This window comes from Flavobacterium sp. MK4S-17 (assembly GCF_009848495.1).
Classification (GTDB): domain Bacteria; phylum Bacteroidota; class Bacteroidia; order Flavobacteriales; family Flavobacteriaceae; genus Flavobacterium.
In genome coordinates this window covers 257,523-279,915 of record NZ_WWEP01000001.1, presented here as the reverse complement: position 1 = coordinate 279,915, position 22,393 = coordinate 257,523, and the positions used below count along the sequence as shown (strand labels likewise).

Sequence of the window (22,393 nt, the reverse complement as noted above, 5' to 3'; positions counted from 1 at the left end):
TGTTTTAATTCAATATTTTGCCAGTTATCGTCTTCCTCATCAGCAAACACATCCTTTTCATTATCAGTATCATCATTTACAGGCCGGGTGATAGGGGAGGTAATAATAGCTGCGTCATTGGCATTCGCTTCAGCCGCAGCCGCTGCGGCTTCTGCTTTTTCTTTTCTTTCCTGCTGTTTTTTCTCGAAAAAGTTTTTAATGGCATCAGGCGATATCTTTATCCTGAAAAGCAGGAATATAAATAAACCGAAAATCAACACAAGTAATGTGCCTGCCTTGCCTAAATAATCCTGCATGAACAGGTTTATTTCATAACCTATTACACCACCAAGCTCCGGCAGGTACGGATTGAAAAAACCACAAAGTACAGATACAATTATGATCAGGAATAAATCCCAGAAAAGTGTTTTCTTCAGTTTTTTAAGCGGTAAGTCAAGCACGAAGTAGGCTCCTGATAAAAAGAAAAAGCGTATCAAAATAAATGAAGCAACGCCAAAGCCCCTGTACAGGAAAAAATGCGCCAGTGATGCGCCAAACTTGCCCAGCCAGTTATATACTTTTTCCTCACGGCTGCCAAATGCAGAAACTTCGCTCTGGTCAAAATCACCATAGAGAAAGTAGGAAATAAATGACAGGAGCATGGCCAGGGCAAAGAGGAAACACAATATGCCCAGCAATACTTTATGCCTGCGGGACAGTCCGCGCTTTTTTTTCACCTCCCCATCCTGTGGGGTAGTTTTGGTTTTGTTTTCCTTTTTCGTGCTTTTTGCCATTTAATACAAAATCATGTTTAAGGTAAAATTAATGAATTGCTAAAACAATTTTAGGATAATATATAATTGCCCCTATGCATAAAGCCGCCATCGCGGCAAAAAATACTGCACCCGCAGCTATATCTTTAATAAAGCCTATGCGCTCATGGTATTGAGGGTGTATAAAATCGGCTATTTTCTCTACTGCTGTATTAAGGCCTTCAATACCTAATACCAGGCCTATCGCAAGAATTTGCAGCATCCATTCGGTAGCGGTAATTTTAAAATAAAATCCGGCAATGGTAACCAGTATCCCTATAAAGAACTGAACCATTACACTATGCTCGGTAGTTATCAGCTTAAAGGCTCCCTGAAAAGCATACACCATGCTTTTCATCCTTCCGCTTACAAATCTGTTATCTTTCATTAAATTACTGTAAAGCTGCTATGGCTTTTTCATAATCAGGCTCATCAGCTATTTCGCTAACCTGTTGTGTGTATATTACTTCGCCATTTTCATTTACAACCACTACTGCACGTGAATGAAGGCCCTGTAATGGCCCGTTTGCAATAGTGAGGCCGTAGTTGCTGCCAAAGCTTCCATCCCTGAAGTCAGAAAGTGAAATTACATTTTCGATGCCCTCAGCACCACAAAAGCGGTTTTGGGCAAAAGGAAGGTCGCGGGATATACATAAAACTTTTGTGTTTTCCAGCCCTGCAGCCTTTTCATTAAACTTTCTTACCGATGCAGCACACGTTCCCGTATCAACACTGGGAAAGATATTTAGTACCAGCCTGCTGCCTTTAAAATCTTCAAGCGAAGCGGTAGATAAATCAGTTTTAACTAACGTAAAACCAGGCGCAGCAGTACCTTTTTCAGGAAGCTCGCCAATAGTTTTTACAGGATTGCCTTTTAATGTTATTTCAGCCATTTTATTAGTTCTTTAAACAGCAAAAGTAAGAAAATTAATTGTACGCCTTTTACAGTAATAATAAAAAAGCTCCATATTTAATGGAGCTTTATAGGCTGCTTAAAAATTGCTATAGCATTGATTTTACACTTTTAATATTTTGTTTAATCCCTTTGGTAAGGTTAAAGGTTAGTGCCATAAAAACACCTAGTTTATACCTGTCGGAAATAAAGCTGTCAATATCACTGCCATTGCCACTTACTATACTGTTTTCTTTGTAGCCGGATTTGAGCCTGCCAACATTCCTGAAAGATGCACCTGCTGTTAATACCAGCCTTTCATACCTGCCAAATATAACACTGGGCCCGGCAAAAAAATTGCTAAGCTGAATTTTACCATTAACCACATCAATACCAAGGCCTGCACTTGCGCCAAATGTAATATAATGCGAACTCCTGTAAGACATTGTAGCCATTCCAACTAACGATGGTACAATAAGTTCATTTGATTTTCTTTTAATGCGTATCACTGAAGTGTTGCCTGAATCTGCGCCACCTGCAGGTACTCCGCTATCTTCTACAGATAGCTCATATACCGGGGTGTTATCGAAATAGCTTGCTGCAAGGCCAAGGCCAAAATCTATCCGGGTGCCACCGTATGTAAACTCGCGATGTACAAATTTACGCTCATTAAATATTTTTTTGGTAGTAGGTTCTTTTTTCTTCAGGTCAACCTCAAAAATAACTACATCACCAGTGGGCACAAATGGTGCTGAAACCCAGTTATAGGTGTCTTCATCATACATGGATTTAATTGCCACATAAATAGCATTAAGGTCTTTTTGGAGTTGGTTTCCATCAAAATTCCTGTTCATATTCTCTGCACGTGTTTTAAGCCCATCGGCATATTCATAAAACTTCTCTGTCCCTGCTTCTTTTAAAACGGAATTGAGCTTGTAGTTATTCTTTAATTTTTCATACTGTAAAGTAAAATCATAGTATAATGTTTTAAAATCGGATACATCTTTCCTTAAAGCCCCTATCTCATTAAATATGCTGTCGCATTTTAACTTAGAGTGTTTATTGAATTTATCAATAGTATTTATTTGTGGATCATTTGTTACATCAAATATAAAATTGTTATACTGTGTAATTTTATTTAGTGACCTGTAGGTCTTCCTGAAATTGCTGAATATCCTCTGCAATTTTTCAAGATCTTCCGTGTACTGTACCAGGTATGATTCTGTGTTCTTTATTTGCTGCAACTCTTTTTTTAGATTCTTGGCAGCCTCCTGCTTTAAAGCAATGTCTTCTAATAATGAATTGTAATGTTGTATTTCATACTTTACAGGTAAAGATTCATAAATATTTTTTCCTATTTTATCATGTTTTTGTATTGTTAGCAACACCTCATTATTTAAAGAATCCTTTATATTGTTTATTATACTGCCTATTTTTTTATTTAATTCATTTATTTCATCTTCATATGCTATTATTTTGTTTACTATATGCAGGTGCCTGCAGTATGTCATTAAAAATCTTAACCAAATCACCTTTTCCTATTTTTTCGGTATTGGCTATATCCGATTCTTCAATTTTTGCAGGTGAAGTATCAGGTATATTTTTTTCGTCATCTACCTGTTTTGGCTCTTCCTTTTTTGAAATTTCGGGCAAGTCGTTAAATGAGTAGGAGTAGGCTAATACCGAGTCTTTTAGTTTAACCTTAATTTCATAAGCATACCTGTTTATATTGCTTATTTTATATACAACAGGATTATCTACTTTAGGATTAATATTATTTTTTTTATACAATCCCTGTTTAAAATCATATTCAACCACATAGTTATTAGTAAGTTCGGTTACACCCACATTTTGCGGTGCTTTGCTGTCGGCCTCATCCTGGTTATTTTCCATAAGCTGAGCGGCATCTTTCGTTAATGAGCATCCTGTCAGGATAAACAACCCCAAAACCAGGAAAAATAATTTTGTTCTCATAATATAAGGTTTAAGTTACATAGCTAATGTATATACTATATTTAGTAAATTAAATACCTAATAATGAGTATTTTACATATAAAAAAACCGCCCTGTTGAGGGCGGTTTCCAAGTCATGAAAAATAACTTAATTTTTATCTATTGCACCAAGAACACGCATCATAAAACTATTTAGCGCTTCTTTTTTATTCATGCCGTCTTTAATCATTTTGTTTACCTCAAGGGCACCATACATGTTAGATATAAGCTCGCCCACCACATCAAGTTCTTCGTCTTTAAGCGAAGGTACTTCTGTTAATGCTTCAAGCACTTCAAGGGCTTCAATAACATAGTCCTGGTCATTTTCCTCTATAAACTCTGTAAGATGTTTAATTACTGGTAACTTCATTGACTAAATCGGTTAAAATTTCAAGTTTATTTGTTTGTACCTGATTTACAAGATTTCCATTTTTGAAAGTAGCAAAGGTGGGTAGGTTATCCACTTTGGCCAGCTTTCTCGATTCCGGGAAATTCTCTGCATCAGCGATAACAAATGTTACATTTTCATGCTCCGAAGCCAGCTTTTTAAATTTTGGCTTCATTATCCTGCAGTTGCCGCACCACCCGGCCGAATATTGTACTACTACAACCGGCTCTGCTGATACAACTTCTGCAAGGTTATCCTTTTCAAGTTCCTGTAACATAATGTTCTTTTTTAGGTTATTAGTTATTGCTAAGGTAGCTTGCCACACCTTTACGGTCAGCCGTCATAGCTTCTTTGCCTTCTTCCCAGTTAGCAGGGCAAACCTCGCCTTTTTCCTGTACATGCGTGTAAGCATCAATCAGCCTTAAATATTCATTTACATTCCTTCCTAACGGCATATCATTTACGCTTTCATGGAATATTTTACCATCCTCATCTACAAGGTATGTAGCACGGTATGTAACGTTAGAGCCTTCCAGTATTACAGTATCTGTTTCTTCATTATAGCTTGAAGATTCAATATCAAGAATACCAAGTATGTTGGCAAGGTTCCTGTTAGTATCGGCAAGTATAGGGTAGGTAACACCTTCTATACCACCGTTATCTTTAGAAGTGTTAAGCCATGCAAAGTGCACTTCGTTAGTATCGCATGAAGCACCAATTACCATGGTGTTCCTTTTTTCAAACTCGCCCAAAGCTGCTTGGAAAGCATGAAGTTCTGTAGGGCAAACAAAAGTAAAATCTTTAGGATACCAGAAAAGCAACACTTTCTTTTTATTGTTTACAGCCTCCTCATAAATGTTTATTTTCAAATTATCACCCATTTCTGAGATTGCATCTACACTGATGTTGGGGAATTTTTTTCCTACTAATGCCATGATTTAATATTTTTAATGGTTATTAATTTTTCTATTGCAAATTTAAAAACAATAGTTTTTTACTATTAATGACGTTTATCATATTTCCCTATGATACTATAGAATTTTCTTATATATAGAAGATAAACAAAATTAATTTAAATCAAAACTTTTTATGTTTCAACTTTTTACCAATTGTTTTATTTTTATGTGGAATGCAGCAAAAATTAATGTCATAACCGGGCTGATGATATTAAAAAAAGCATAAGGAAGATATGATAATGTATCTACACCCAACACGCCCGACTGGTATGCCCCGCACGTATTCCAGGGGATAAGTACAGAAGTAACAGTTCCGGAGTCCTCAAGTGTGCGGCTCAGGTTTTCGGGGGCAAGCCCTTTTTCCCTATAGGCCTCGGCAAACATTTTACCGGGAACCACTATAGCCAGGTATTGGTCAGACGCCGTAATATTGAGGGCAAGACAGCTTGCTACCGTGCTTGCAAAAAGGCCGAATACACCTTTGGCAATCTTAAGCAATGCATTGCTTATAACTTTTAGCGCACCTATGCCTTCCATGACACCTCCAAATACCATGGCGCATATAATAAGCCATATGGTACCCATCATTTTTTGCATACCGCCTGATACAAAAAGGCCGCTAAGGGTTTCATTTGTAGTTTCTATTTTAGTTTCTACCGTTATGGCATTCATAACCCCTTTATACCCAGAAATAAAATCAAGCGTATCAGAACCTCCTATTTTAGCTACAAGCCCGGGCTGGAACAGTATGGCAAATAAACCGCCCAAAAGTGTGCCTAAAAGTAGTGCCACCAGTGGTTCAGTTTTTTTTACGATAAGTACTATAACAATAGCAGGCACTAAAAACAGCCAGCCGTTAATGGTGAAACTTTCCTTTAAGGCTAAAAGCGTTTCGGCAGTATCGGTAGAACCTGTTGTATTTTGTGACAGCCCTAATATTATAAATAAAGCAATAGTAATTAAAAGTGTTGGCACCGTTGTAAGTGCCATATACCTTATGTGCGTAAAAAGGTCGGTTCCTGCCATTGCAGGGGCAAGGTTGGTTGTATCGGAAAGCGGTGACATTTTATCTCCAAAATATGCGCCTGATATGACTGCGCCGGCTACCATGCCGGAGTTCATACCCATAGCATCGCCAATGCCAACAAGGGCTATACCTACCGTTGCAGAGGTTGTCCAGGAACTGCCTGTTGCTACAGATATAAGTGAACAGATGATAACACACGCAGGTAAAAATATTTCGGGGTGCAGTATTTGAAGCCCGTAATAAATCATGGCAGGTATAATACCGCTTATAAGCCAAGTGCCCGATAATGCACCAACAAGGAGTAGTATTAAAATAGCACCGGCAGTAGCTTTAATATTCTTGGAAACCTTTTCCAGCATTTTATGGTAAGGCACTTTGTTAAAAAAGCCTACAATTGCAGCTATAGCACCTCCAATAAGCAGTACAAACTGGTTAGAGCCGCTAAGGGCGCTATCGCCATATACGTAAACATTAAATGCTAATATTGTTACTAATAAAATTACGGGAATAAGCGCCTCAAAAAGGCTTAACTGCCTTTTTTGGCCAGTAGTTTGTGGTGTGTTATCCATTTACCGGTTAAAATTTTAATAACGCAATTTACTAAAATTATGCTAAGCGGTAGCAGGATTTGATTTTGCTTGAAATATTTGGCTATATAATTTCTAATAGTATAAAAATAAAAGCAATAGCCTTGTTATTTCTTGGTTTTAGCTTTAGCTTTTTTATAGATGGGTATAAAATAAGAAAGTGTATAGTTAAACCCTGCGCCAAAACTTCCGTCATAAGTACGGTTAAACCCCGGCAGGTATAAATTATCAAAGTTATCGGGCTTTTTATCTGTAATAAGGAAGTTCAACCTGACACTAAAACCCAAATAAAGGTTATTAAAAAGCTCTGCCTTTACACCACCCACAAGTTCAACCCAGTGTGCACTCAGGCTGCTGTATTCCCTGTTTACAGTTACCCTGTTTTCGGGGAAATAGCCTGAATCATCATAAATAATATAAGAATTAAGGTTTTGGCTGAAACTGGCAACACCATAGCGAACCCCGGCATATATCATGTTTTCCATGTCAAGCCAGTTCTCATAAGCATTATAATCAAACCCTATTTTAAAATAGCTCCCTTTCGTGGTAAAGTTTACCTGGTCGTCATCAATAGTAAAATCAACATTCCCCAGCTCACCCGCAGCATAAAATTTGTGTGTAAGCCTGTAATCGCCCACAATTTCAAAGCCCCTGTAGCCATCCTGGTAAAACGAACGGGCCAGGCTGTGTAAATCTGCACCCACCCTTATGCCGTAACGCTCTGTTTTTGCAGTTGCTAAACTGTCCTGCTGTGCAGGCTGTTGCTGTGCCATTGCCGGGATGAAAGCCAGCAGCAGTAAAAAACTATAAGTATATTTTAATGTGCGTTTCATCTTCGTTTTCTATAGTGTTGTTAGCTACTATTATGTCTTTAATCCATAAACCCATAACAGTATTGTATTCTCCGGCTTCTGTATTGTCAGTTAATGCCACAGGGTTTAGGTTATCCAGGAAAAATTGTGATTTGTAGCCGCACGCCCTTGATACATAAAGCTGGGCTGTTGTATAATTAAAAGTAATAAAATCAGTATTATAAAGATAGCCGCCCCCGGTTTGCGGGCTGCTGCTTACAAGGGCCCATGTTGTGGTTTGCCCATCGGTTTGCAGTGGCAATTCAATACGTGAAACAGCTGGTGGTATTCCATCTGTTTCAGGCAGTAACTTTTCGTTCCCCAAAGCATAGTACCTAAAGTTAGTTAACGGCCTTAGGGTAGAAGGATTGTCAAGATAATAAAACTCCACTATAACGCTTGGGGTAGTGGGTGTGCCTTCTGCACAAATATCATCCTTTTCACAGCCGTTAAAAATAAAAGCTGTAAATAATACTGCCAGTAAGGTTACTGCTGATTTTCTTTTCATAGCAAGCCTAATTATCTTTTTTCCAAAAGTACAACATTTTCCACATGGTGTGTCTGCGGGAACATATCCACAGGGCGCACACGGGTTACTTTATATTTTTCATCCATAAGTGCCAGGTCGCGTGCCTGTGTAGCGGAGTTACAGCTAACATATACCACGCGTTCAGGGTTTATCCTTAATATCTGCTCTACCACATCTTTATGCATGCCATCGCGTGGCGGGTCGGTTATAATAACATCGGGACTTCCGTGGCGTGTAATGAATTCCTCGTTAAACACATCTTTCATATCGCCCGTAAAAAAGTCGCAGTTAGTAATATTGTTTCGCTTTGCATTTTCTTTTGCATCTGCTATTGCTTCGGGTACAGCTTCAACACCAATAACTTTTTTCGCATTTTTAGATACAAACTGCGCTATTGTCCCTGTACCTGTATAAAGGTCATATACCAGTTCATTACCTGTAAGGCCAGCAAATTCCCTTGTGATTTTATACAGTTCATATGCCTGTGCAGAATTTGTCTGGTAAAAAGATTTGGCATTGATGCTGAAATGCAGCCCTTCCATTTCTTCCAGGATATAATCCCTGCCTTTGTACAATATTATTTTTTGGTCATATAAGGTATCGTTGGCTTTTTGGTTTACTACATATTGCAGTGAAGTAATTTCAGGAAAACGGTTAGCGAGAAAATTTAATACCATTTCCCTTTTCTCCCTGTCATCATCAAAAAATTGTATCAATACCATTATTTCGCCCGTAGATGCCGTGCGTATCATTAAAGTGCGCAGCAGGCCGGAATGTTCCCGCGGGTTAAAAAAGCTCAACCCGTTGGCATTGGCAAAATTCCTTAGTTCATTGCGTATGGCGTTGCTTGGGTCTTCCTGCAGGCTGCAATGGTTTATATCCAGTATTTTATCCCACATGCGGGGTATATGGAAACCAAGCGCATTAGCATTGTCTAGCTGCTCACCGCTTTGAATTTCAGCTTCTGTCATCCAGCGGCTGTTGGAAAAGGAAAATTCCATTTTATTGCGGTAAAAAAACTGCTTATCACTGCCAAGTATCGGCTCAAATTCCGGAAGTTCTATTTTACCTATTCGTTTTAGGTTGTTATAAACCTCCTGGTTTTTATAAAAAAGCTGCCGGCTGTAGCTCATGTTTTGCCATTTACAGCCACCGCATGATCCAAAATGGCTGCATACGGGCTCTGTCCTGTAATCAGACAGTTCATGAAACTTTAAAGCCCTTCCTTCATAATAGGCTTTTCGCTTTTTCATGGTTTGCACATCAACCACATCGCCCGGCACTACATTCGGAATAAAAATAACCTTTCCATCCGGTGCTTTAGCTACCGATACTCCTTTAGCACCGGCATCAAGTACCTTTACATTTTCGAATACGATCTTTTCTGACCTTCTTTTTCCCATGCGGCAAAAATAAAGTTTTAGGATTAAATAATGTAAAATAAATTTTTTAAGTGTAAGGCTATAAAGTATATTCGTAAAAATATGATACACTAACGCAATATGCCAGTATATCTTGCCCTTTTACGCGGAATTAATGTAAGTGGCCAAAAACTTATTAAAATGGCTGACCTGAGAATGCACATGGAAGCAGGTGGGTATAAAAATGTGCAGACTTACATTCAAAGCGGTAATATAGTTTTTAAAAGTGAGAGTGTTTCTTCACAATCAGTTGCTAAAAATATAGAAAGGCTTATAAAGGCCCAGTATGGTTTTGATGTTACTGTGTTTGTTTACAATAAAGAAGAAATTGAAAAAGCGGTTGATAGCAATCCTTTTATAACAGGCAGGGCACCTGAACCTGCCGGAGCCAAAAAGCTTTACGTTACATTTTTAAATGCTGCACCTTTAGCTGAGGATGTTGATAAACTAAAGCAAGCCCCAATAGGCAATGACAGGATAGCAGTTTCAGGCAATATACTATATTTTAAGCTTGCCGAGAGTGCTGCTACTTCAAAACTATCCAATAACCTTATAGAAAATAAACTCAGGCTTCGTGCCACCACCCGAAACTGGAATACAACTTTAAAGCTGCTATACATGCTTTCACAATAACTAACACTTTAATGTTTTGTTAAAATAATAATCAGCGTTTTTATTGCGTCAAACCAATTAGTAAATTTAATGGATAAAATATTAAACAATACTATAAACAACTGATTATGAAAAGACATGCAACAGCCGTTTGGGCAGGATCTCTTAAGGAAGGTAATGGTAAAATCACTACGCAAAGCAATGTGCTTAGCAATACCCAATATTCTTTTAAAACCCGCTTTGAAGATGGTAACGGTACCAACCCCGAAGAACTTATTGCAGCCGCACATTCAGGGTGTTTTACCATGCAGCTAACCGCATACCTTAATGAGGCAGGTTACAGGGTAGCATCAATAGAAACCAAGTGTGATATTGATTTTCAAAATGGCAGTGTGGTAAGCTCGCACCTTTCGGTAATTGCCCGTATAGATGATATTGAAACCAATGAGTTTCAGCAACTGGTAAAAAAAGCGGAAACCAACTGCCCAATATCAAAACTGCTTAATACACAGATTAGCTCTAATGCAACACTTGTAAGAAGTTAAAAAAATATACATACATTTATAAATGAAAAGCTGCTTTGGTAAAGTGGCTTTTTTGTTTTTATATATTTGGATAAAAAAACAGTATGAACCGCTTCGACAGGATAACAGCATTACTTATTCAGCTGCAAACGAGAAGAGTAGTTAAAGCACAGGATATTGCTGAAAGGTTTGATATAAGCCTGCGTACTGTTTACAGGGATATCCGCACATTGGAAGAGGCAGGTGTACCTTTATATGGCGAAGCCGGTGTAGGCTATTCTTTGGTAGAGGGCTACAGGCTTCCGCCGGTTATGTTTACGCGGGAAGAAGCTATTGCTTTTTTAACTGCCGAAAAGCTCATGGAAAAATTTACCGATAATGTGCTGCAAAAAAACTATACATCGGCTATGTATAAAATTAAAGCTGTACTTCGCGGTACTGAAAAAGACCTTGTAGAAAACCTTGAGCGTAATATTGTAGTAAAAGAGCAAAAGCGGGATAAAAAACCGCCGGAAAACGTGCTGGATATTTTATTAAAATCTATTGCCGATAAAAAAGCGGCACAAATGGTTTATAAAGCCTTTGGTAATGATGACATAAGTGAAAGGCTTGTTGAACCTATTGGTGTTTTCCATGAATTTGAACACTGGTACACAATAGCCTATTGCCATTTGCGTGAAACATACAGGCAATTTAGGCTGGACAGGATACTTGATTTAAAACTTACCGCTATTGCACAACAGGAACATACCAGCCTGAAGGAATATAATGATTACCGGGAAAGCAGTAAAAAGCTGTGTCCCGTTCAAAAAGCTGTTATACGTGTAGATAAGGAAATGGTTCCTTACCTGGAAGAGCGCAGGCATTACATGGGTTTTGTGTCAGAAACAATACATAAGGACTATGTAGATATGACCTTTTTATCTCCCTATGAAGATGGGTTGGCAAGGTGGTTTATCATGTTTTGCGACAAAGCCGAAATTATTGAGCCGCAATCTTTAAAAGATACTGTTGAATTACTTATTGAAAAAATGCTTAAGCGCAGTGCAGGCAATAATGCTTTGCGTTTAATTTAAATTAATGGGGAAATAATTTTATTTTTAGTAATTTGCACCTGTGCCGGATGATTTCTCTCCGTTAAGAAGGAATTGCTAAAAAAGAAACACAAACTAAATTACAATGTCAGTTTTAGAAAAGTTGAGTTCGGCAGATGCCATTGCACTGGAAGATAAATATGGGGCGCATAATTACCACCCGCTGCCCGTAGTACTAAGCAGGGGTAAAGGCGTACACGTATGGGATGTAGAAGGAAAAAAGTATTATGATTTCCTTTCGGCTTATTCAGCAGTGAACCAGGGGCACTGCCACCCAAAAATTATAAATGCAATGGTGCAGCAGGCACAAACCCTCACTTTAACCTCAAGAGCTTTTTATAATGACCAGCTGGGAAGGTATGAGGAGTTTGTAACCAACTATTTTGGTTTTGATAAAATACTGCCCATGAATACAGGGGCCGAGGCTGTGGAAACAGCTATAAAAATATGCCGTAAATGGGCTTATGAAAAAAGGGGTATTCCTGAAAATGAAGCTAAAATAGTGGTATGTGAAAATAACTTTCATGGCAGGACTACTACCATAATTTCGTTTTCTAACGATGAAAATGCGAGAAAGAATTTTGGCCCCTATACAGATGGTTTTTATAAAATTCCTTATGATGATACCGAAGCACTTGAAGCGGTAATAAAGCAGGATAAAAATATTGCGGGTTTCCTGGTAGAGCCTATACAGGGGGAGGCCGGGGTATATGTACCTGCTGAAGGCTATCTTGCAAAAGCAAAGGAAATTTGCGAAAAAAACAATATACTTTTTATAGCCGATGAGGTACAAACAGGTATAGCGCGTACAGGTAAACTGCTGGCAGTTCAGCATGAAAATGTAAAACCGGATGTACTTATATTAGGCAAGGCCATATCGGGTGGGGCTTATCCTGTTTCGGCTGTACTGGCAGGCAATGATGTTATGGATGTAATAAAGCCGGGCCAACATGGTTCTACATTTGGTGGTAATCCTGTGGCTGCTGCTGTGGCAATAGCGGCGCTTGAAGTAGTTGAGGATGAAAAGCTGGCCGAAAATGCAGAAAGGCTGGGGCGTATTTTCCGTGAAAAAATGGATGAATACATAAAAGGCAGCAATATTGCAAAGCTGGTTAGGGGCAAAGGCCTTTTAAACGCAGTGGTTATTAATGATACCGAAGAAAGCTCTACCGCATGGGATATTTGCATGGCCATGAAGGAAAACGGGCTTTTGGCCAAACCTACCCATGGCAATATTATAAGGTTTGCACCGCCTTTGGTAATGACGGAGGAGCAGCTGCTGGATTGTGTAAGCATTATTACAAAAACACTGCAACAGTTTGAAAATTAAATAACCATAATAATTTATCAACCAATTAATTTATAACTATGGAAAACAATTCTCCTTTTGATTCTTTTGAACTTCAGTTTAGCCCGGTAGCGCAGAGCTTTTTTAGGGAAACGGCCAAATGGGCAAAATTTATTTCAATTGTAGGTTTTATATTTATAGGGCTATATGTGCTTATTGCCCTTATGATGATTGCTGCCGGAAGCACTATTGGCGCTATGAGTGGCAACCCAATGATGGGTGCTATGGGCGGAACTACTTTGGGTATAATTTACCTTGTTGGCGCACTTTTATATTTTTTCCCGATACGTTACCTGTACCTGTTTTCATCAAAAGCGTTAACAGCTTTGGAAAGCAAAAGCACAGACTACCTTACTGATAGCCTTGAAAATTTAAAATCCCACTATAAATTCATGGGTATTTTAATGATTGTTGTAATAGGATTAATGATTCTAGGCTTTATTTTTGGTATTGCAGGAGCTTTTGCTGCTACTATGTAAAAAAGCATTATTTATTCAAAAAAAGCACCTGCAAAGGGTGCTTTTTTTATTTGTTATTATTGCTACTTTTGAAAAATGAAAACTGTCTATATAATATTGATGTTTGTTGCTGCTTTTGTGGCACTTTTTGAACAGTCTAAAAAAGAACCCAATGTAATCCTTATGGTTGTAGCCATAATTGTGTTTATGCTTGGTTTAATGAGGCTTATGTCAAAAGTGCCGGGCAAAGGAGAAAAAGATAATAATAATGAAGTTTAATAAAGGTGATGAAGTAGCGGTACTGGATGATTCTTTTACAGGCAGGGTAAAAGGTTATAAAAACGGACGTGTGGTTATTGAAACTTCCGAAGGTTTTGAACTTGATTTTTCAGATAACGAACTGGTTAAAATAAATAGCCAGGCAGAAATGAAATCGGTATTTTCAGGGAGGGATATTACTAATGTACTAAAAGAAAAGGAAGTACCTAAAAGAACAAGCCAGGTAAAGGAAAAACGTTCTAAAAAAGAGGGGTTTGTACTTGAAGTTGACCTACATATAGAAAAACTTGTGCCTAACAAAAAAGGCATGTCTAACTACGATATTTTAACACTGCAAACAGAAACTGCAAAAAGGCAGCTTGATTTTGCCATAAAAAACAGGATGCCTAAAGTAGTGTTTATACACGGGGTGGGAGAGGGTGTGCTAAAAGCCGAACTTGACTTCCTATTGGGGCGTTATGATAATATAAATTTTCAGGATGCCGATTACCAGAAATATGGGCTTGGTGCAACAGAGGTTTATATAAAGCAAAACCCAAACCGATAAAATAAAAAAGACAGCTTATAGCTGTCTTTTTTATTTATTACTTCAAAAATTAATTTGTGTATAACCCAAAGAAATAATCCTCTGTATCTCCTATAAGTATTGTTTCTCCATTATTATTTTGGAAAACGGTATTTGCAAAATATATTTTATGCAGCACCCCGCCCGAAACCGGGTCATTTTCGGTAATAACCTTTAACGTTCCCGAAACGGCATACCAGCGGTTGATAACCACCGGAGTTATCGGTTTAACAACATCACATATATTGCCTGTGGTAACACTGCCGTTATATTTATCAAAAATAATTTCATTATTATCAGTGGTTATACTTAAATCAACTTCATAAGGGCCGCCCACACCGTTATTAAATATGCTGAGGTCAATATCCACCATTAAGGCTTCTGACTGGTTTATTTTATAAATCATCATATTTTGGCTGCACCTTTGTACAGGTGTGGGGTTGGCATCATCATTAAAATTAAATGTATAGCCAAGAGGAGAGTTTACCTCACCGAAAGAATTATCAACAATGCGTATGGTTTCACCATCTTTATTAAAGCTTACGTCCACAAGGCGTATAGTGTGTATATAAGCACTCAGCTTGCCGTCAGTAAATTTAGGTGTGGTTATAATATTTACAGTGCCATCACCTTTCCACTCATCCCTCACAGTGGGGCTGGAGGGGGGTAGCTCGCTGCATATTGTATTGCTGCTCAAACTGCTGCTATAATTCCTGTACACTATTTTATTGGTTCCGGTTGTTGTAATGGTAACAACCCTTGGGCTGCCTTCGGGAGTGGGTATATTAACAAGGTAGGAAGGGTCAATATCAAGAATAAGTACTTCAGTACCGTTTATTTTATAGATAAGGTTGTTGTCGGAACATCGCTGTGCATTTGCACCACTAAAGTCAAATGTTTTAAAGGTCATTTCGCCATCATCACACCCCGATAAAAATGCCATTGCGGCTATCAGTAAAAAAATCTTTTTCATATAGGTATTTTTCACAAAAATAATGTTTTTTGGCTGTTACTTGAAGCTGTGCCTGCCAAAATAAATTTACACTGAGTTTTTCTGTAATTTTGCACCAATGGAAAAAGTATATCTTGATAACGCATCTACCACAGCAATCCGCCCGGAAGTAATTTCGGAAATGGCAGCAGTAATGGGTGGAATTTATGGAAACCCTTCTTCTACACACAGTTTTGGGCGCAGTGCCAAAGTAGTACTGGAAACTTCCCGAAAAACTATTGCTGGTCTTCTGAATGCCGAAGCACGCGAAATTATTTTTACTTCAGGTGGAACAGAGGGTATTAACCTTATTATACGCAGCGCGGTAAGGGATTTAAAGGTGCAGCGCATAATAACCAGCCGTATTGAGCATCATGCGGTATTAAATACAGCCCTTGCCATGAATGCCGAATATGGTACAGCGGTTAATTTTGTAAACTTAAATGCAAACGGCAGTATAGATTTTTCGCACCTGGAATTATTACTTAAAGAAGATGTGCCAACACTTGTTAGCCTTATGCACGTGAATAACGAAACAGGGCATGTATTGGATATTGCCGCAGTAGGGAATTTATGCAGGGAGTATAAAGCATTTTTTCAGAGTGACACAGTACAGTCTGTAGGGAAAACAGGTATAGACCTGCAAAATTTACCGGTTGATTTTATTACGGCGAGTGCCCATAAATTTCATGGGCCTAAAGGCACAGGTTTTATTTATATAAGGAAAAATATAACCTTGCATCCTGTTATTTACGGTGGCGAACAGGAAAAAGGCGTAAGGGCCGGTACTGAAGCAGTGCACCAGGTAGCAGGAATGGCTAAAGCCTTGCAGTTATCTTATCAAAATCTTGAAATGGAGCAAAAACATATATCGGATTTAAAAAGCTACCTCGTAGAAAAGCTTGATGCGTGCCTGCCGGGATATAGCATTAATGGGGCAGGAAGTGAGCCTGACAAATTGTTTTATAATATACTGAATGTATTGCTGCCTTTACCCGAAGAGAAAACGGCAATGATACTTTTTCATCTGGATATGAAGGGGGTGGCAGTATCAAGGGGAAGCGCATGCCAGTCTGGAAGTATAAAGCCTTCGCACGTGTTAAAGGAAATCCTGAATGAAAGTGATATTAAAAAGCCGTCACTCCGCATTTCTTTCAGCCATTATAATACAAAGCAGGATATAGATGTTTTAGTTGACGCACTAAAAACAATATAAAAAAGCCGCTATCACTAGCGGCTCTTCTCTCTAAAAACTAAAATGAAGGCTTAAAATTTCATTCCCACGCCAAAGCCAATAAGTAGTGGGTTAATATCAACTTCGGCAGGAATGCTTAATCCCGGTGCAAGGTTAGATGCATTTACTGTAACATCTGTTTTAAGGAACAGTTTTTTGGCATCAACGTTTATAAAGAATTTGTCGTTAAGCATCAGGTCAAAACCTGCCTGTACTGCATACCCGAATGCATTGTCATATTCAACATCCTTAACGGTGCTTCCTGCATCAACATTATAAAAAATAGTGTAGTTAATACCTGCACCTATATAAGGTTTAAATACTTTTTCGGCAAATGGGTAAAAATGGTATTGTACGGTAAGTGTTGGAGGCAATAAATATACACTGCCTAAATCCACATCTGCACTTGTAGGACCTCCTACAGCCGAGATATCTGAAGCAACTGTATGTACATCATGCTTTGTAGTACCCAGTATAAGCTCGGCAGCAATATTTTTAGTAAAGAAATAAGTAAAGTCAAGTTCCGGTATAAATGTGTTGGAAATATTTACATCGCCGCCAATAGTTTTTATATCAGCACTTTCATCGGGTATTACACCAACACCACGAAGCCTAACCTGCCATTTTTTAAAGTCGTTAGATGTAGTTTCTTCCTGTGCGTTTGCAAAATTTATGCTGAAAAGGGATAAAGCCATTACAGCAAGAGCTATTTTCTTCATTGTTTTGTGTTTTGAATTACACTTCAAAAGTAGGTAACACATAATGCACAAAACCTGACTAAAATCATGGTTTGAAAACTATTTTCGCTTTAATTAAAAAAGAAGCGGGATAATTAATCCCGCTGTAGCCTGTTTATTTTTTTCCTTTGATTTTCCTCTTTATTATTTTAATATATCCTAATGTGCGCCTGAAAAGCGGTATGCGCCTTGCCATGCCTTCCTCAATAGTATAGCGGCAGGGATTGCACTTTCCACAGGGATTGTTTTTTTTTGGCTTATGGCAAAACCATGTCATTTCCATTATGTTATCCCATCCTTGTTCTTTAGAGGTTTCCTGCATTTTTAACTTGCTCACACCCATAAGCGGGAATGTATAGTAGCCGAATATCTTCTGCTCGTCAGTACCCTCTTCATTTTTATTGCGCAAAATATTGGCTTTATCATCCTTGTGAATGCCAAGCTGTATATTTTTAATATTAAACTGTGAAAGATACCTGGCCAGCCATTCATACTGGATGCCCATAAATGTATTTTTGGTAAGCCTTTTAAAAGCTTCGCTTATATCACTATCAGGCGCAATTTCAGAAACCCTGTAATATTCTGTAGGAAGCAATAAATCCTTTGTATAGGGATACAGCTCATTTAGCTTTTGCCTGATCTTGTCCATGGCAATAATTTCCGCTTTATGAGATGCCCTGTTGTCATCAATAAGATAATACGGCTGTACAGGTTTTTTTTCAAAAAGCAGCAGCCTTAAAAGCTGGAATGTAGAGTCCCAGCCACTCGTCCACAGCAGTTTAACGGGCTCTTTAGCACCCGTATCAGTAGTTAATACCATTATTAATTAATTGTTGTTTTATGCACCAAATATATAGTAAAACCAATTACAATCACCTTTTGCCAAAGGTTATTTTTGGAGTTCCGGCCTTAATATATCGTTCCATAATCCGCTGTATTTTTTTCTGTATTTTTCTTCCGTTTCCTTTTCTATAAGTATGAGTGTATAATCTTTAATGTACTCATCCTTAAGGTAGTCATACATCTTGCGGAATACCTCTATAATATCGCGGCGTATAAGCTCACAATTTTTTCCTTCATTACATTCTTTAAATCTTTTGCCAAGCCTTTTAATAACCTCTTCTTTTAATTCCGTGCTTGCCACTCCTATTTTCCATACCGACTGCAGGGCATACCTGGCTGTTTTAAAAAAATCATCTTCTGTGACCCGCATAAAACTGTTTAGCGAGTTCATCATCCTGTCAGGATCGCTTTTAGCTAAAGAGCTTAACAACTGCGCCCCTATGGCGCGCTGGTGGTTATCACCGTGCAATAATGCCAGTAAATCATCCCATGCCAGTTTTACCCACAATACAGGTTCCCTGGTTTCATCCTGCAGGTACCTGAAGGATGCATACCTTACCTCTGCATTTTTACTGTATAGATTATCCAGGTGTTTCCTAATAGTGCTGTCCATGTTACAATAGGTTGTTATTGTGGCTGTTATTGCTACCTAAATATAATGTATTTATTTTATAATAAAAAAATCCGCCTGAAATTTTCAGGCGGATTTAGCAGTTATGCAGTAATAATAGTTTTTACTATTGGGTTAAAATTCCTAATTCAACCATACAGTCCTTCATCATGTTATAAGTCCTTTCAATATCATTATCAAGGCCTATTGAAAAACGTATAAGCCCGTCTGTAAGCCCCATTTCCTTTTGTTCTTCCAGCGGTATTTCGCTTGATGTTGAAGTTCCGGGTGCACTGAACAAGGTTTTATAAAAGCCCAAGCTTACAGCAAGGTAGCCCAGGTTACGGTTTTGCATTAGTTCCATCAGCTCATTGGCTTTGTCTAAAGAACCTACATCTATTGTCAGCATACCGCCGAAACCGTATTCTTTATTAATCATGTTTTTATAAAGTTCGTGGCTTGGGTGGCTTTGCAGCCCCGGGTAAACGGTTTTTAACCCATCTTTTTCAAACCGTTCGGCAAGGTATAAAGCGTTATGGCTGTGCTGCTTCATCCTTATGTGCAATGTGCGCAGGTTTTTAAGTACACTGGCAGCACGAAGGCTGTCCATAGTGGGGCCTAGCAGCATACTGGCGCCATCATTTACATTGCGCAGGCTGTCTATAAACTCCTGTGTACCGCAAACTACTCCGCCCACAGTATCGCTGCTGCCGTTTATAAATTTGGTTAAGCTGTGTATTACTACATCGGCTCCCATTTTTACAGGCGCTACAGAAAGGGGTGAGAAAGTATTATCAACCACCAGTTTTATATTGTGCTTTTTTGCTATTTTGGCAAGGCTTTCAATATCTGCTACCTCAAGCAGCGGATTACTTACCGTTTCGCAATACAGCACTTTGGTTTGCGGTGTTATGGCAGCCTCTACAACATCCAGTTTTGTAATATCTACAAATGAAGTTTTAATATCCAGCCTTGGCAAAAAGTTTTTCATGAATGCATAGGTTCCGCCATAAATAGTACGGCTGGAAACTATATGGTCTCCCGACTGGCAAAGTTGCAGTAATACAGGAGTTATTGCGCCCATGCCGGAAGCAGCAACATTTGCTGTTTCGGTACCTTCCATGGCAGCCAATGCCTGCCCCAGGTACAGGTTACTGGGTGAGGAATGCCGGGAATATAAATAGCACCCTTCGGCATTGCCTTCAAACGTGTCGAACATTGTTTTGGCAGAAAGGAATGTGTAAGTTGAAGAGTCAGAAATAGAAGGGTTTACTCCTCCAAATTCACCAAAATATTGTAAATCCTGAATTTTGTCAGCGGGATTAAATTTCATGTTGTTTTAATTTAGATTGTGTGCCCAAAATGAATAAAATTTAGTTTTAAAATCAATGTTAGCATATTTATTCAGATGTTATAACTATTTACAGGGTAAAATATAGTTTTATTTTCATTACTTTGTTTATATGTAAACCTGATACAGAAAATTTTTCACAATGAATTTAGATGCAACAGATAAAAAACTCCTGATGCTATTGCAAACGGATAGCCGGCGTACCACTAAAGAGCTGTCGCTGAAGCTTAACCTTTCGGTTACGGCTGTTTATGAGCGTGTAAAAAAACTGGAACGCGAGGGGATAATTGATAAATATGTTGCCCTGCTGAATAATAAAAAGGTACAAAAGGCATTTATAGTGTTTTGCCATATTAAGCTGGTTCAGCATATAAAGGAATACCTCACGCGTTTTGAAGAGGAAGTTAAAAAACTGGACGAAGTACTGGAATGTTACCATGTGAGTGGCGATTATGATTATATCCTTAAAATTTATGTACAGGATATGGAAGCCTACAGGGAATTTATGGTAACAAAGCTTACCACGTTGCAGCACATAGGAAGCACACACAGTACATTTGTAATTTCTGAAGTAAAAAACACTAACATTATCACCATATAAGCCATAATTGTATATTTGGGCAAAATACTACTATAAATGAAAAAATCATATTTATTACTGCTGTTAGCCCTAACAGCAATGGCGCAAAAAGCCCCGCAGGTTAAAATTGCTCAGGGTATGCTGGAAGGTGTAACAGAAACTTCTGGGGTAAATGTTTACAAAGGCGTGCCCTTTGCACAACCGCCGGTAGGCAATTTAAGGTGGAAGGAGCCACAGCCCCCTGCCAAATGGAAAAAGGTGTATAAAGCTACCGCTTTTGGAAATTCACCTATGCAGAAAAGGGTTTTTGGAGATATGAATTTCAGGTCGCCGAGTATGAGTGAGGACTGCCTGTACCTTAATGTATGGACACCTGCAAAGAATGCTGACGAAAAGCTGCCGGTACTGGTTTATTTTTATGGCGGGGGCTTTATAGCCGGAGATGGTTCTGAATACCGCTATGACGGGGAAAACCTTGCAAAAAAGGGAATAGTTGTGGTAACAGTAAATTACAGGCTAGGAATATTCGGGTTCTTTTCGCACCCAGAACTTACAAAAGAGTCGCCCAATTCATCTTCGGGAAATTATGGTATGCTGGACCAGCATGCAGCCCTAGTGTGGGTAAAAAACAATATAGCTGCATTTGGCGGTAATCCTGATAAAATAACAATAGGGGGTGAGTCGGCAGGCTCTATCTCTGTTTCAGCACACATGGCTTCACCGCTTTCAAAAAAACTCATTACAGGTGCAATAGGGCAAAGCGGTGCTATGATTAAGCCGACCTATGAAGCCATCCCTATTAATGAGGCTGAAAATAACGGGGTAATTTTTATGGAAAAATCACAGATTAACTCATTTAAAAAGCTAAGGGAACTACCTGCTGAAAAGTTATTGGAAATCGATACCCTTTGGGGCAGGGCAAGGGCAACTATTGATGGATATTTTTTACAAAACACGCCAGTAGAAACCTTTAAAGAGGGGAGCCAGGCCGAAGTACCGCTTTTAACAGGATGGACATCTACTGAGCTGCCATATACAGCATTTATGCAGGGCCAATATCCAAGCCCTGAAAATTACAGGCATTTGGTGGAAGAAAATTTCGGCAGCAATGCCGATGAAATATTAAAGTTTTATCCCGGAAATACGGAAGAAGAAGTTATACAGTCAGCAACAGAACTGGTAAGCGATAGGTTTATGGTATATGGCACAAGGAAATGGGCACTGCTGCACGCACAGGCAAAACATCCTGTGTATGTTTACTGCTTCTCTAAACCAAGGCCGGATATGAAACCCGAACTGGGCGATGCCAAGGCAGGGCTTGCAGGCGGTATAATTAAAGGAGGTAAAACAGAGGAGCCTGTAATGCCGAAACCGGTAAAAGGCGCAGCTCATGCCTCGGATATTGAATATGCCTTTGGTAATTTGAGCACTAATAAAGTTTATGAGTGGGATAAGGATGATTACAAGGCTTCTGAAAATATGCTGAACTATTTTGCCAATTTTATTAAAACCGGCAATCCTAACGGTGAGGGGCAGTATGGCTGGCCGGTAGTGAGGACTGACAGCGAGCTGATACTAATGGATATTAATGCCACCAGCCGTGAACGGGCAGAGCAAAATACAGAACGGTATAAATTCCTGGATAAAATTTATACAGAAAAGTAATAACTGCAAAAAGAGGAATTAAATTCCTCTTTTTTATTTAGCCCGATATAAATGATATTGCCTAAATT

General features: G+C 38.7%; 27 protein-coding genes. 10 read left to right on the top strand and 17 right to left on the bottom strand.

The window, feature by feature from the left end:
- The 12 genes from GSF09_RS01400 to rlmD all read right to left on the bottom strand — a co-directional run.
- Positions 1-773: DNA translocase FtsK 4TM domain-containing protein (locus tag GSF09_RS01400; protein WP_201309308.1), on the bottom strand; the 773-nt coding region annotated here is incomplete at its 3' end.
- A 28-nt stretch (positions 774-801) separates the two neighbouring features.
- Positions 802-1,179 carry a diacylglycerol kinase family protein gene (locus tag GSF09_RS01395; RefSeq protein ID WP_159799134.1) on the bottom strand — a complete coding sequence of 126 codons (378 nt, stop codon included), beginning with the start codon at positions 1,177-1,179 and terminating at the stop codon, positions 802-804.
- Between the two features lie 4 nt (positions 1,180-1,183).
- Complete coding sequence (gene tpx / locus GSF09_RS01390) at positions 1,184-1,684, bottom strand: thiol peroxidase (protein ID WP_159799133.1); 501 nt, start codon at positions 1,682-1,684, stop codon at positions 1,184-1,186.
- 109 nt (positions 1,685-1,793) lie between these two features.
- Positions 1,794-3,194, bottom strand: coding sequence for a hypothetical protein (locus tag GSF09_RS01385; protein ID WP_159799132.1), 1,401 nt, complete (start codon positions 3,192-3,194; stop codon positions 1,794-1,796).
- Positions 3,145-3,657 carry a hypothetical protein gene (locus tag GSF09_RS01380; RefSeq protein ID WP_159799131.1) on the bottom strand — a complete coding sequence of 171 codons (513 nt, stop codon included), beginning with the start codon at positions 3,655-3,657 and terminating at the stop codon, positions 3,145-3,147. The genes GSF09_RS01385 and GSF09_RS01380 overlap by 50 nt, the downstream gene beginning before the upstream one ends.
- 127 nt (positions 3,658-3,784) lie before the next feature.
- Positions 3,785-4,045 (bottom strand): hypothetical protein, encoded by a 261-nt coding sequence (locus GSF09_RS01375; RefSeq protein ID WP_159799130.1) that lies wholly within the window; start codon positions 4,043-4,045, stop codon positions 3,785-3,787.
- The gene (locus GSF09_RS01370; protein ID WP_159799129.1) at positions 4,026-4,340 is read right to left on the bottom strand and encodes a co-chaperone YbbN; all 315 of its coding nucleotides are present in this window, start codon (positions 4,338-4,340) and stop codon (positions 4,026-4,028) included. The genes GSF09_RS01375 and GSF09_RS01370 overlap by 20 nt, the downstream gene beginning before the upstream one ends.
- 19 nt (positions 4,341-4,359) lie before the next feature.
- Positions 4,360-4,998, bottom strand: a complete 639-nt coding sequence (locus GSF09_RS01365; RefSeq protein ID WP_159799128.1) for a peroxiredoxin — start codon at positions 4,996-4,998, stop codon at positions 4,360-4,362.
- 159 nt (positions 4,999-5,157) lie between these two features.
- Positions 5,158-6,615 (bottom strand): Na+/H+ antiporter NhaC, encoded by a 1,458-nt coding sequence (gene nhaC, locus GSF09_RS01360; protein ID WP_159799127.1) that lies wholly within the window; start codon positions 6,613-6,615, stop codon positions 5,158-5,160.
- A gap of 125 nt (positions 6,616-6,740) precedes the next feature.
- Complete coding sequence (locus tag GSF09_RS01355; protein ID WP_159799126.1) at positions 6,741-7,466, bottom strand: DUF6048 family protein; 726 nt, start codon at positions 7,464-7,466, stop codon at positions 6,741-6,743.
- Complete coding sequence (locus tag GSF09_RS01350; protein WP_159799125.1) at positions 7,438-7,992, bottom strand: DUF6452 family protein; 555 nt, start codon at positions 7,990-7,992, stop codon at positions 7,438-7,440. The genes GSF09_RS01355 and GSF09_RS01350 overlap by 29 nt, the downstream gene beginning before the upstream one ends.
- A gap of 11 nt (positions 7,993-8,003) precedes the next feature.
- Positions 8,004-9,416, bottom strand: coding sequence for a 23S rRNA (uracil(1939)-C(5))-methyltransferase RlmD (rlmD, locus tag GSF09_RS01345; protein WP_159799124.1), 1,413 nt, complete (start codon positions 9,414-9,416; stop codon positions 8,004-8,006).
- A 99-nt stretch (positions 9,417-9,515) separates the two neighbouring features.
- Here rlmD and GSF09_RS01340 point away from each other — a divergent pair, with 99 nt between their 5' ends.
- The 7 genes from GSF09_RS01340 to GSF09_RS01310 all read left to right on the top strand — a co-directional run bounded on the left by GSF09_RS01340 (position 9,516) and on the right by GSF09_RS01310 (position 14,296).
- On the top strand, positions 9,516-10,067 hold the full coding sequence (locus GSF09_RS01340) for a DUF1697 domain-containing protein (protein ID WP_159799123.1): 552 nt from the start codon (positions 9,516-9,518) through the stop codon (positions 10,065-10,067).
- Positions 10,068-10,174: 107 nt separating this feature from the next.
- Positions 10,175-10,591: an OsmC family peroxiredoxin gene (locus tag GSF09_RS01335; protein WP_159799122.1), complete on the top strand. Its 417-nt coding sequence runs from the start codon at positions 10,175-10,177 to the stop codon at positions 10,589-10,591.
- Positions 10,592-10,674: 83 nt separating this feature from the next.
- The gene (locus tag GSF09_RS01330; RefSeq protein WP_159799121.1) at positions 10,675-11,646 is read left to right on the top strand and encodes a YafY family protein; all 972 of its coding nucleotides are present in this window, start codon (positions 10,675-10,677) and stop codon (positions 11,644-11,646) included.
- 103 nt (positions 11,647-11,749) lie between these two features.
- Complete coding sequence (gene rocD / locus GSF09_RS01325) at positions 11,750-12,994, top strand: ornithine--oxo-acid transaminase (RefSeq protein WP_159799120.1); 1,245 nt, start codon at positions 11,750-11,752, stop codon at positions 12,992-12,994.
- Between the two features lie 38 nt (positions 12,995-13,032).
- Positions 13,033-13,491, top strand: a complete 459-nt coding sequence (locus tag GSF09_RS01320; protein WP_159799119.1) for a hypothetical protein — start codon at positions 13,033-13,035, stop codon at positions 13,489-13,491.
- Between the two features lie 75 nt (positions 13,492-13,566).
- Positions 13,567-13,749 carry a hypothetical protein gene (locus tag GSF09_RS01315; RefSeq protein WP_159799118.1) on the top strand — a complete coding sequence of 61 codons (183 nt, stop codon included), beginning with the start codon at positions 13,567-13,569 and terminating at the stop codon, positions 13,747-13,749.
- Positions 13,739-14,296 carry a Smr/MutS family protein gene (locus GSF09_RS01310; RefSeq protein WP_159799117.1) on the top strand — a complete coding sequence of 186 codons (558 nt, stop codon included), beginning with the start codon at positions 13,739-13,741 and terminating at the stop codon, positions 14,294-14,296. Before GSF09_RS01315 ends, GSF09_RS01310 begins: the two co-directional genes overlap by 11 nt.
- A 49-nt stretch (positions 14,297-14,345) precedes the next feature.
- Here the strand turns inward: GSF09_RS01310 and GSF09_RS01305 are convergent, their stop codons facing one another.
- Complete coding sequence (locus GSF09_RS01305; protein WP_159799116.1) at positions 14,346-15,287, bottom strand: hypothetical protein; 942 nt, start codon at positions 15,285-15,287, stop codon at positions 14,346-14,348.
- Between the two features lie 97 nt (positions 15,288-15,384).
- On the opposite strand from GSF09_RS01305, the gene GSF09_RS01300 reads away from it, so the two are divergent.
- Positions 15,385-16,521, top strand: coding sequence for a cysteine desulfurase family protein (locus tag GSF09_RS01300; RefSeq protein ID WP_159799115.1), 1,137 nt, complete (start codon positions 15,385-15,387; stop codon positions 16,519-16,521).
- 50 nt (positions 16,522-16,571) lie between these two features.
- Here the strand turns inward: GSF09_RS01300 and GSF09_RS01295 are convergent, their stop codons facing one another.
- The 4 genes from GSF09_RS01295 to GSF09_RS01280 form a co-directional block, all read right to left on the bottom strand.
- Positions 16,572-17,258, bottom strand: coding sequence for an OmpW family protein (locus GSF09_RS01295; RefSeq protein WP_159799114.1), 687 nt, complete (start codon positions 17,256-17,258; stop codon positions 16,572-16,574).
- 133 nt (positions 17,259-17,391) lie between these two features.
- The gene (locus GSF09_RS01290; protein WP_159799113.1) at positions 17,392-18,096 is read right to left on the bottom strand and encodes a 7-cyano-7-deazaguanine synthase; all 705 of its coding nucleotides are present in this window, start codon (positions 18,094-18,096) and stop codon (positions 17,392-17,394) included.
- A 69-nt stretch (positions 18,097-18,165) separates the two neighbouring features.
- Entirely contained in the window at positions 18,166-18,732 is a 567-nt protein-coding gene (locus GSF09_RS01285; protein ID WP_159799112.1) for a hypothetical protein, read from the bottom strand.
- A 124-nt stretch (positions 18,733-18,856) separates the two neighbouring features.
- On the bottom strand, positions 18,857-20,062 hold the full coding sequence (locus tag GSF09_RS01280; protein WP_159799111.1) for an aminotransferase class I/II-fold pyridoxal phosphate-dependent enzyme: 1,206 nt from the start codon (positions 20,060-20,062) through the stop codon (positions 18,857-18,859).
- A 160-nt stretch (positions 20,063-20,222) separates the two neighbouring features.
- Between GSF09_RS01280 and GSF09_RS01275 the strand changes: the two genes are divergently transcribed.
- Positions 20,223-20,681: an Lrp/AsnC family transcriptional regulator gene (locus GSF09_RS01275; RefSeq protein ID WP_159799110.1), complete on the top strand. Its 459-nt coding sequence runs from the start codon at positions 20,223-20,225 to the stop codon at positions 20,679-20,681.
- Between the two features lie 36 nt (positions 20,682-20,717).
- The gene (locus GSF09_RS01270) at positions 20,718-22,325 is read left to right on the top strand and encodes a carboxylesterase/lipase family protein (RefSeq protein ID WP_159799109.1); all 1,608 of its coding nucleotides are present in this window, start codon (positions 20,718-20,720) and stop codon (positions 22,323-22,325) included.
- Positions 22,326-22,393: the final 68 nt, after the last annotated feature.

What these genes read in the sequence shown, in the direction of transcription:
- GSF09_RS01395 (WP_159799134.1), bottom strand. Translation starts at nt 1,179, where the DNA reads ATGAAAGATAACAGATTTGTAAGCGGAAGGATGAAAAGCATGGTGTAT.
- tpx (WP_159799133.1), bottom strand. Translation starts at nt 1,684, where the DNA reads ATGGCTGAAATAACATTAAAAGGCAATCCTGTAAAAACTATTGGCGAG.
- GSF09_RS01385 (WP_159799132.1), bottom strand. Translation starts at nt 3,194, where the DNA reads ATGACATACTGCAGGCACCTGCATATAGTAAACAAAATAATAGCATAT.
- GSF09_RS01380 (WP_159799131.1), bottom strand. Translation starts at nt 3,657, where the DNA reads ATGAGAACAAAATTATTTTTCCTGGTTTTGGGGTTGTTTATCCTGACA.
- GSF09_RS01375 (WP_159799130.1), bottom strand. Translation starts at nt 4,045, where the DNA reads ATGAAGTTACCAGTAATTAAACATCTTACAGAGTTTATAGAGGAAAAT.
- GSF09_RS01370 (WP_159799129.1), bottom strand. Translation starts at nt 4,340, where the DNA reads ATGTTACAGGAACTTGAAAAGGATAACCTTGCAGAAGTTGTATCAGCA.
- GSF09_RS01365 (WP_159799128.1), bottom strand. Translation starts at nt 4,998, where the DNA reads ATGGCATTAGTAGGAAAAAAATTCCCCAACATCAGTGTAGATGCAATC.
- nhaC (WP_159799127.1), bottom strand. Translation starts at nt 6,615, where the DNA reads ATGGATAACACACCACAAACTACTGGCCAAAAAAGGCAGTTAAGCCTT.
- GSF09_RS01355 (WP_159799126.1), bottom strand. Translation starts at nt 7,466, where the DNA reads ATGAAACGCACATTAAAATATACTTATAGTTTTTTACTGCTGCTGGCT.
- GSF09_RS01350 (WP_159799125.1), bottom strand. Translation starts at nt 7,992, where the DNA reads ATGAAAAGAAAATCAGCAGTAACCTTACTGGCAGTATTATTTACAGCT.
- rlmD (WP_159799124.1), bottom strand. Translation starts at nt 9,416, where the DNA reads ATGGGAAAAAGAAGGTCAGAAAAGATCGTATTCGAAAATGTAAAGGTA.
- GSF09_RS01340 (WP_159799123.1), top strand. Translation starts at nt 9,516, where the DNA reads ATGCCAGTATATCTTGCCCTTTTACGCGGAATTAATGTAAGTGGCCAA.
- GSF09_RS01335 (WP_159799122.1), top strand. Translation starts at nt 10,175, where the DNA reads ATGAAAAGACATGCAACAGCCGTTTGGGCAGGATCTCTTAAGGAAGGT.
- GSF09_RS01330 (WP_159799121.1), top strand. Translation starts at nt 10,675, where the DNA reads ATGAACCGCTTCGACAGGATAACAGCATTACTTATTCAGCTGCAAACG.
- rocD (WP_159799120.1), top strand. Translation starts at nt 11,750, where the DNA reads ATGTCAGTTTTAGAAAAGTTGAGTTCGGCAGATGCCATTGCACTGGAA.
- GSF09_RS01320 (WP_159799119.1), top strand. Translation starts at nt 13,033, where the DNA reads ATGGAAAACAATTCTCCTTTTGATTCTTTTGAACTTCAGTTTAGCCCG.
- GSF09_RS01315 (WP_159799118.1), top strand. Translation starts at nt 13,567, where the DNA reads ATGAAAACTGTCTATATAATATTGATGTTTGTTGCTGCTTTTGTGGCA.
- GSF09_RS01310 (WP_159799117.1), top strand. Translation starts at nt 13,739, where the DNA reads ATGAAGTTTAATAAAGGTGATGAAGTAGCGGTACTGGATGATTCTTTT.
- GSF09_RS01305 (WP_159799116.1), bottom strand. Translation starts at nt 15,287, where the DNA reads ATGAAAAAGATTTTTTTACTGATAGCCGCAATGGCATTTTTATCGGGG.
- GSF09_RS01300 (WP_159799115.1), top strand. Translation starts at nt 15,385, where the DNA reads ATGGAAAAAGTATATCTTGATAACGCATCTACCACAGCAATCCGCCCG.
- GSF09_RS01295 (WP_159799114.1), bottom strand. Translation starts at nt 17,258, where the DNA reads ATGAAGAAAATAGCTCTTGCTGTAATGGCTTTATCCCTTTTCAGCATA.
- GSF09_RS01290 (WP_159799113.1), bottom strand. Translation starts at nt 18,096, where the DNA reads ATGGTATTAACTACTGATACGGGTGCTAAAGAGCCCGTTAAACTGCTG.
- GSF09_RS01285 (WP_159799112.1), bottom strand. Translation starts at nt 18,732, where the DNA reads ATGGACAGCACTATTAGGAAACACCTGGATAATCTATACAGTAAAAAT.
- GSF09_RS01280 (WP_159799111.1), bottom strand. Translation starts at nt 20,062, where the DNA reads ATGAAATTTAATCCCGCTGACAAAATTCAGGATTTACAATATTTTGGT.
- GSF09_RS01275 (WP_159799110.1), top strand. Translation starts at nt 20,223, where the DNA reads ATGAATTTAGATGCAACAGATAAAAAACTCCTGATGCTATTGCAAACG.
- GSF09_RS01270 (WP_159799109.1), top strand. Translation starts at nt 20,718, where the DNA reads ATGAAAAAATCATATTTATTACTGCTGTTAGCCCTAACAGCAATGGCG.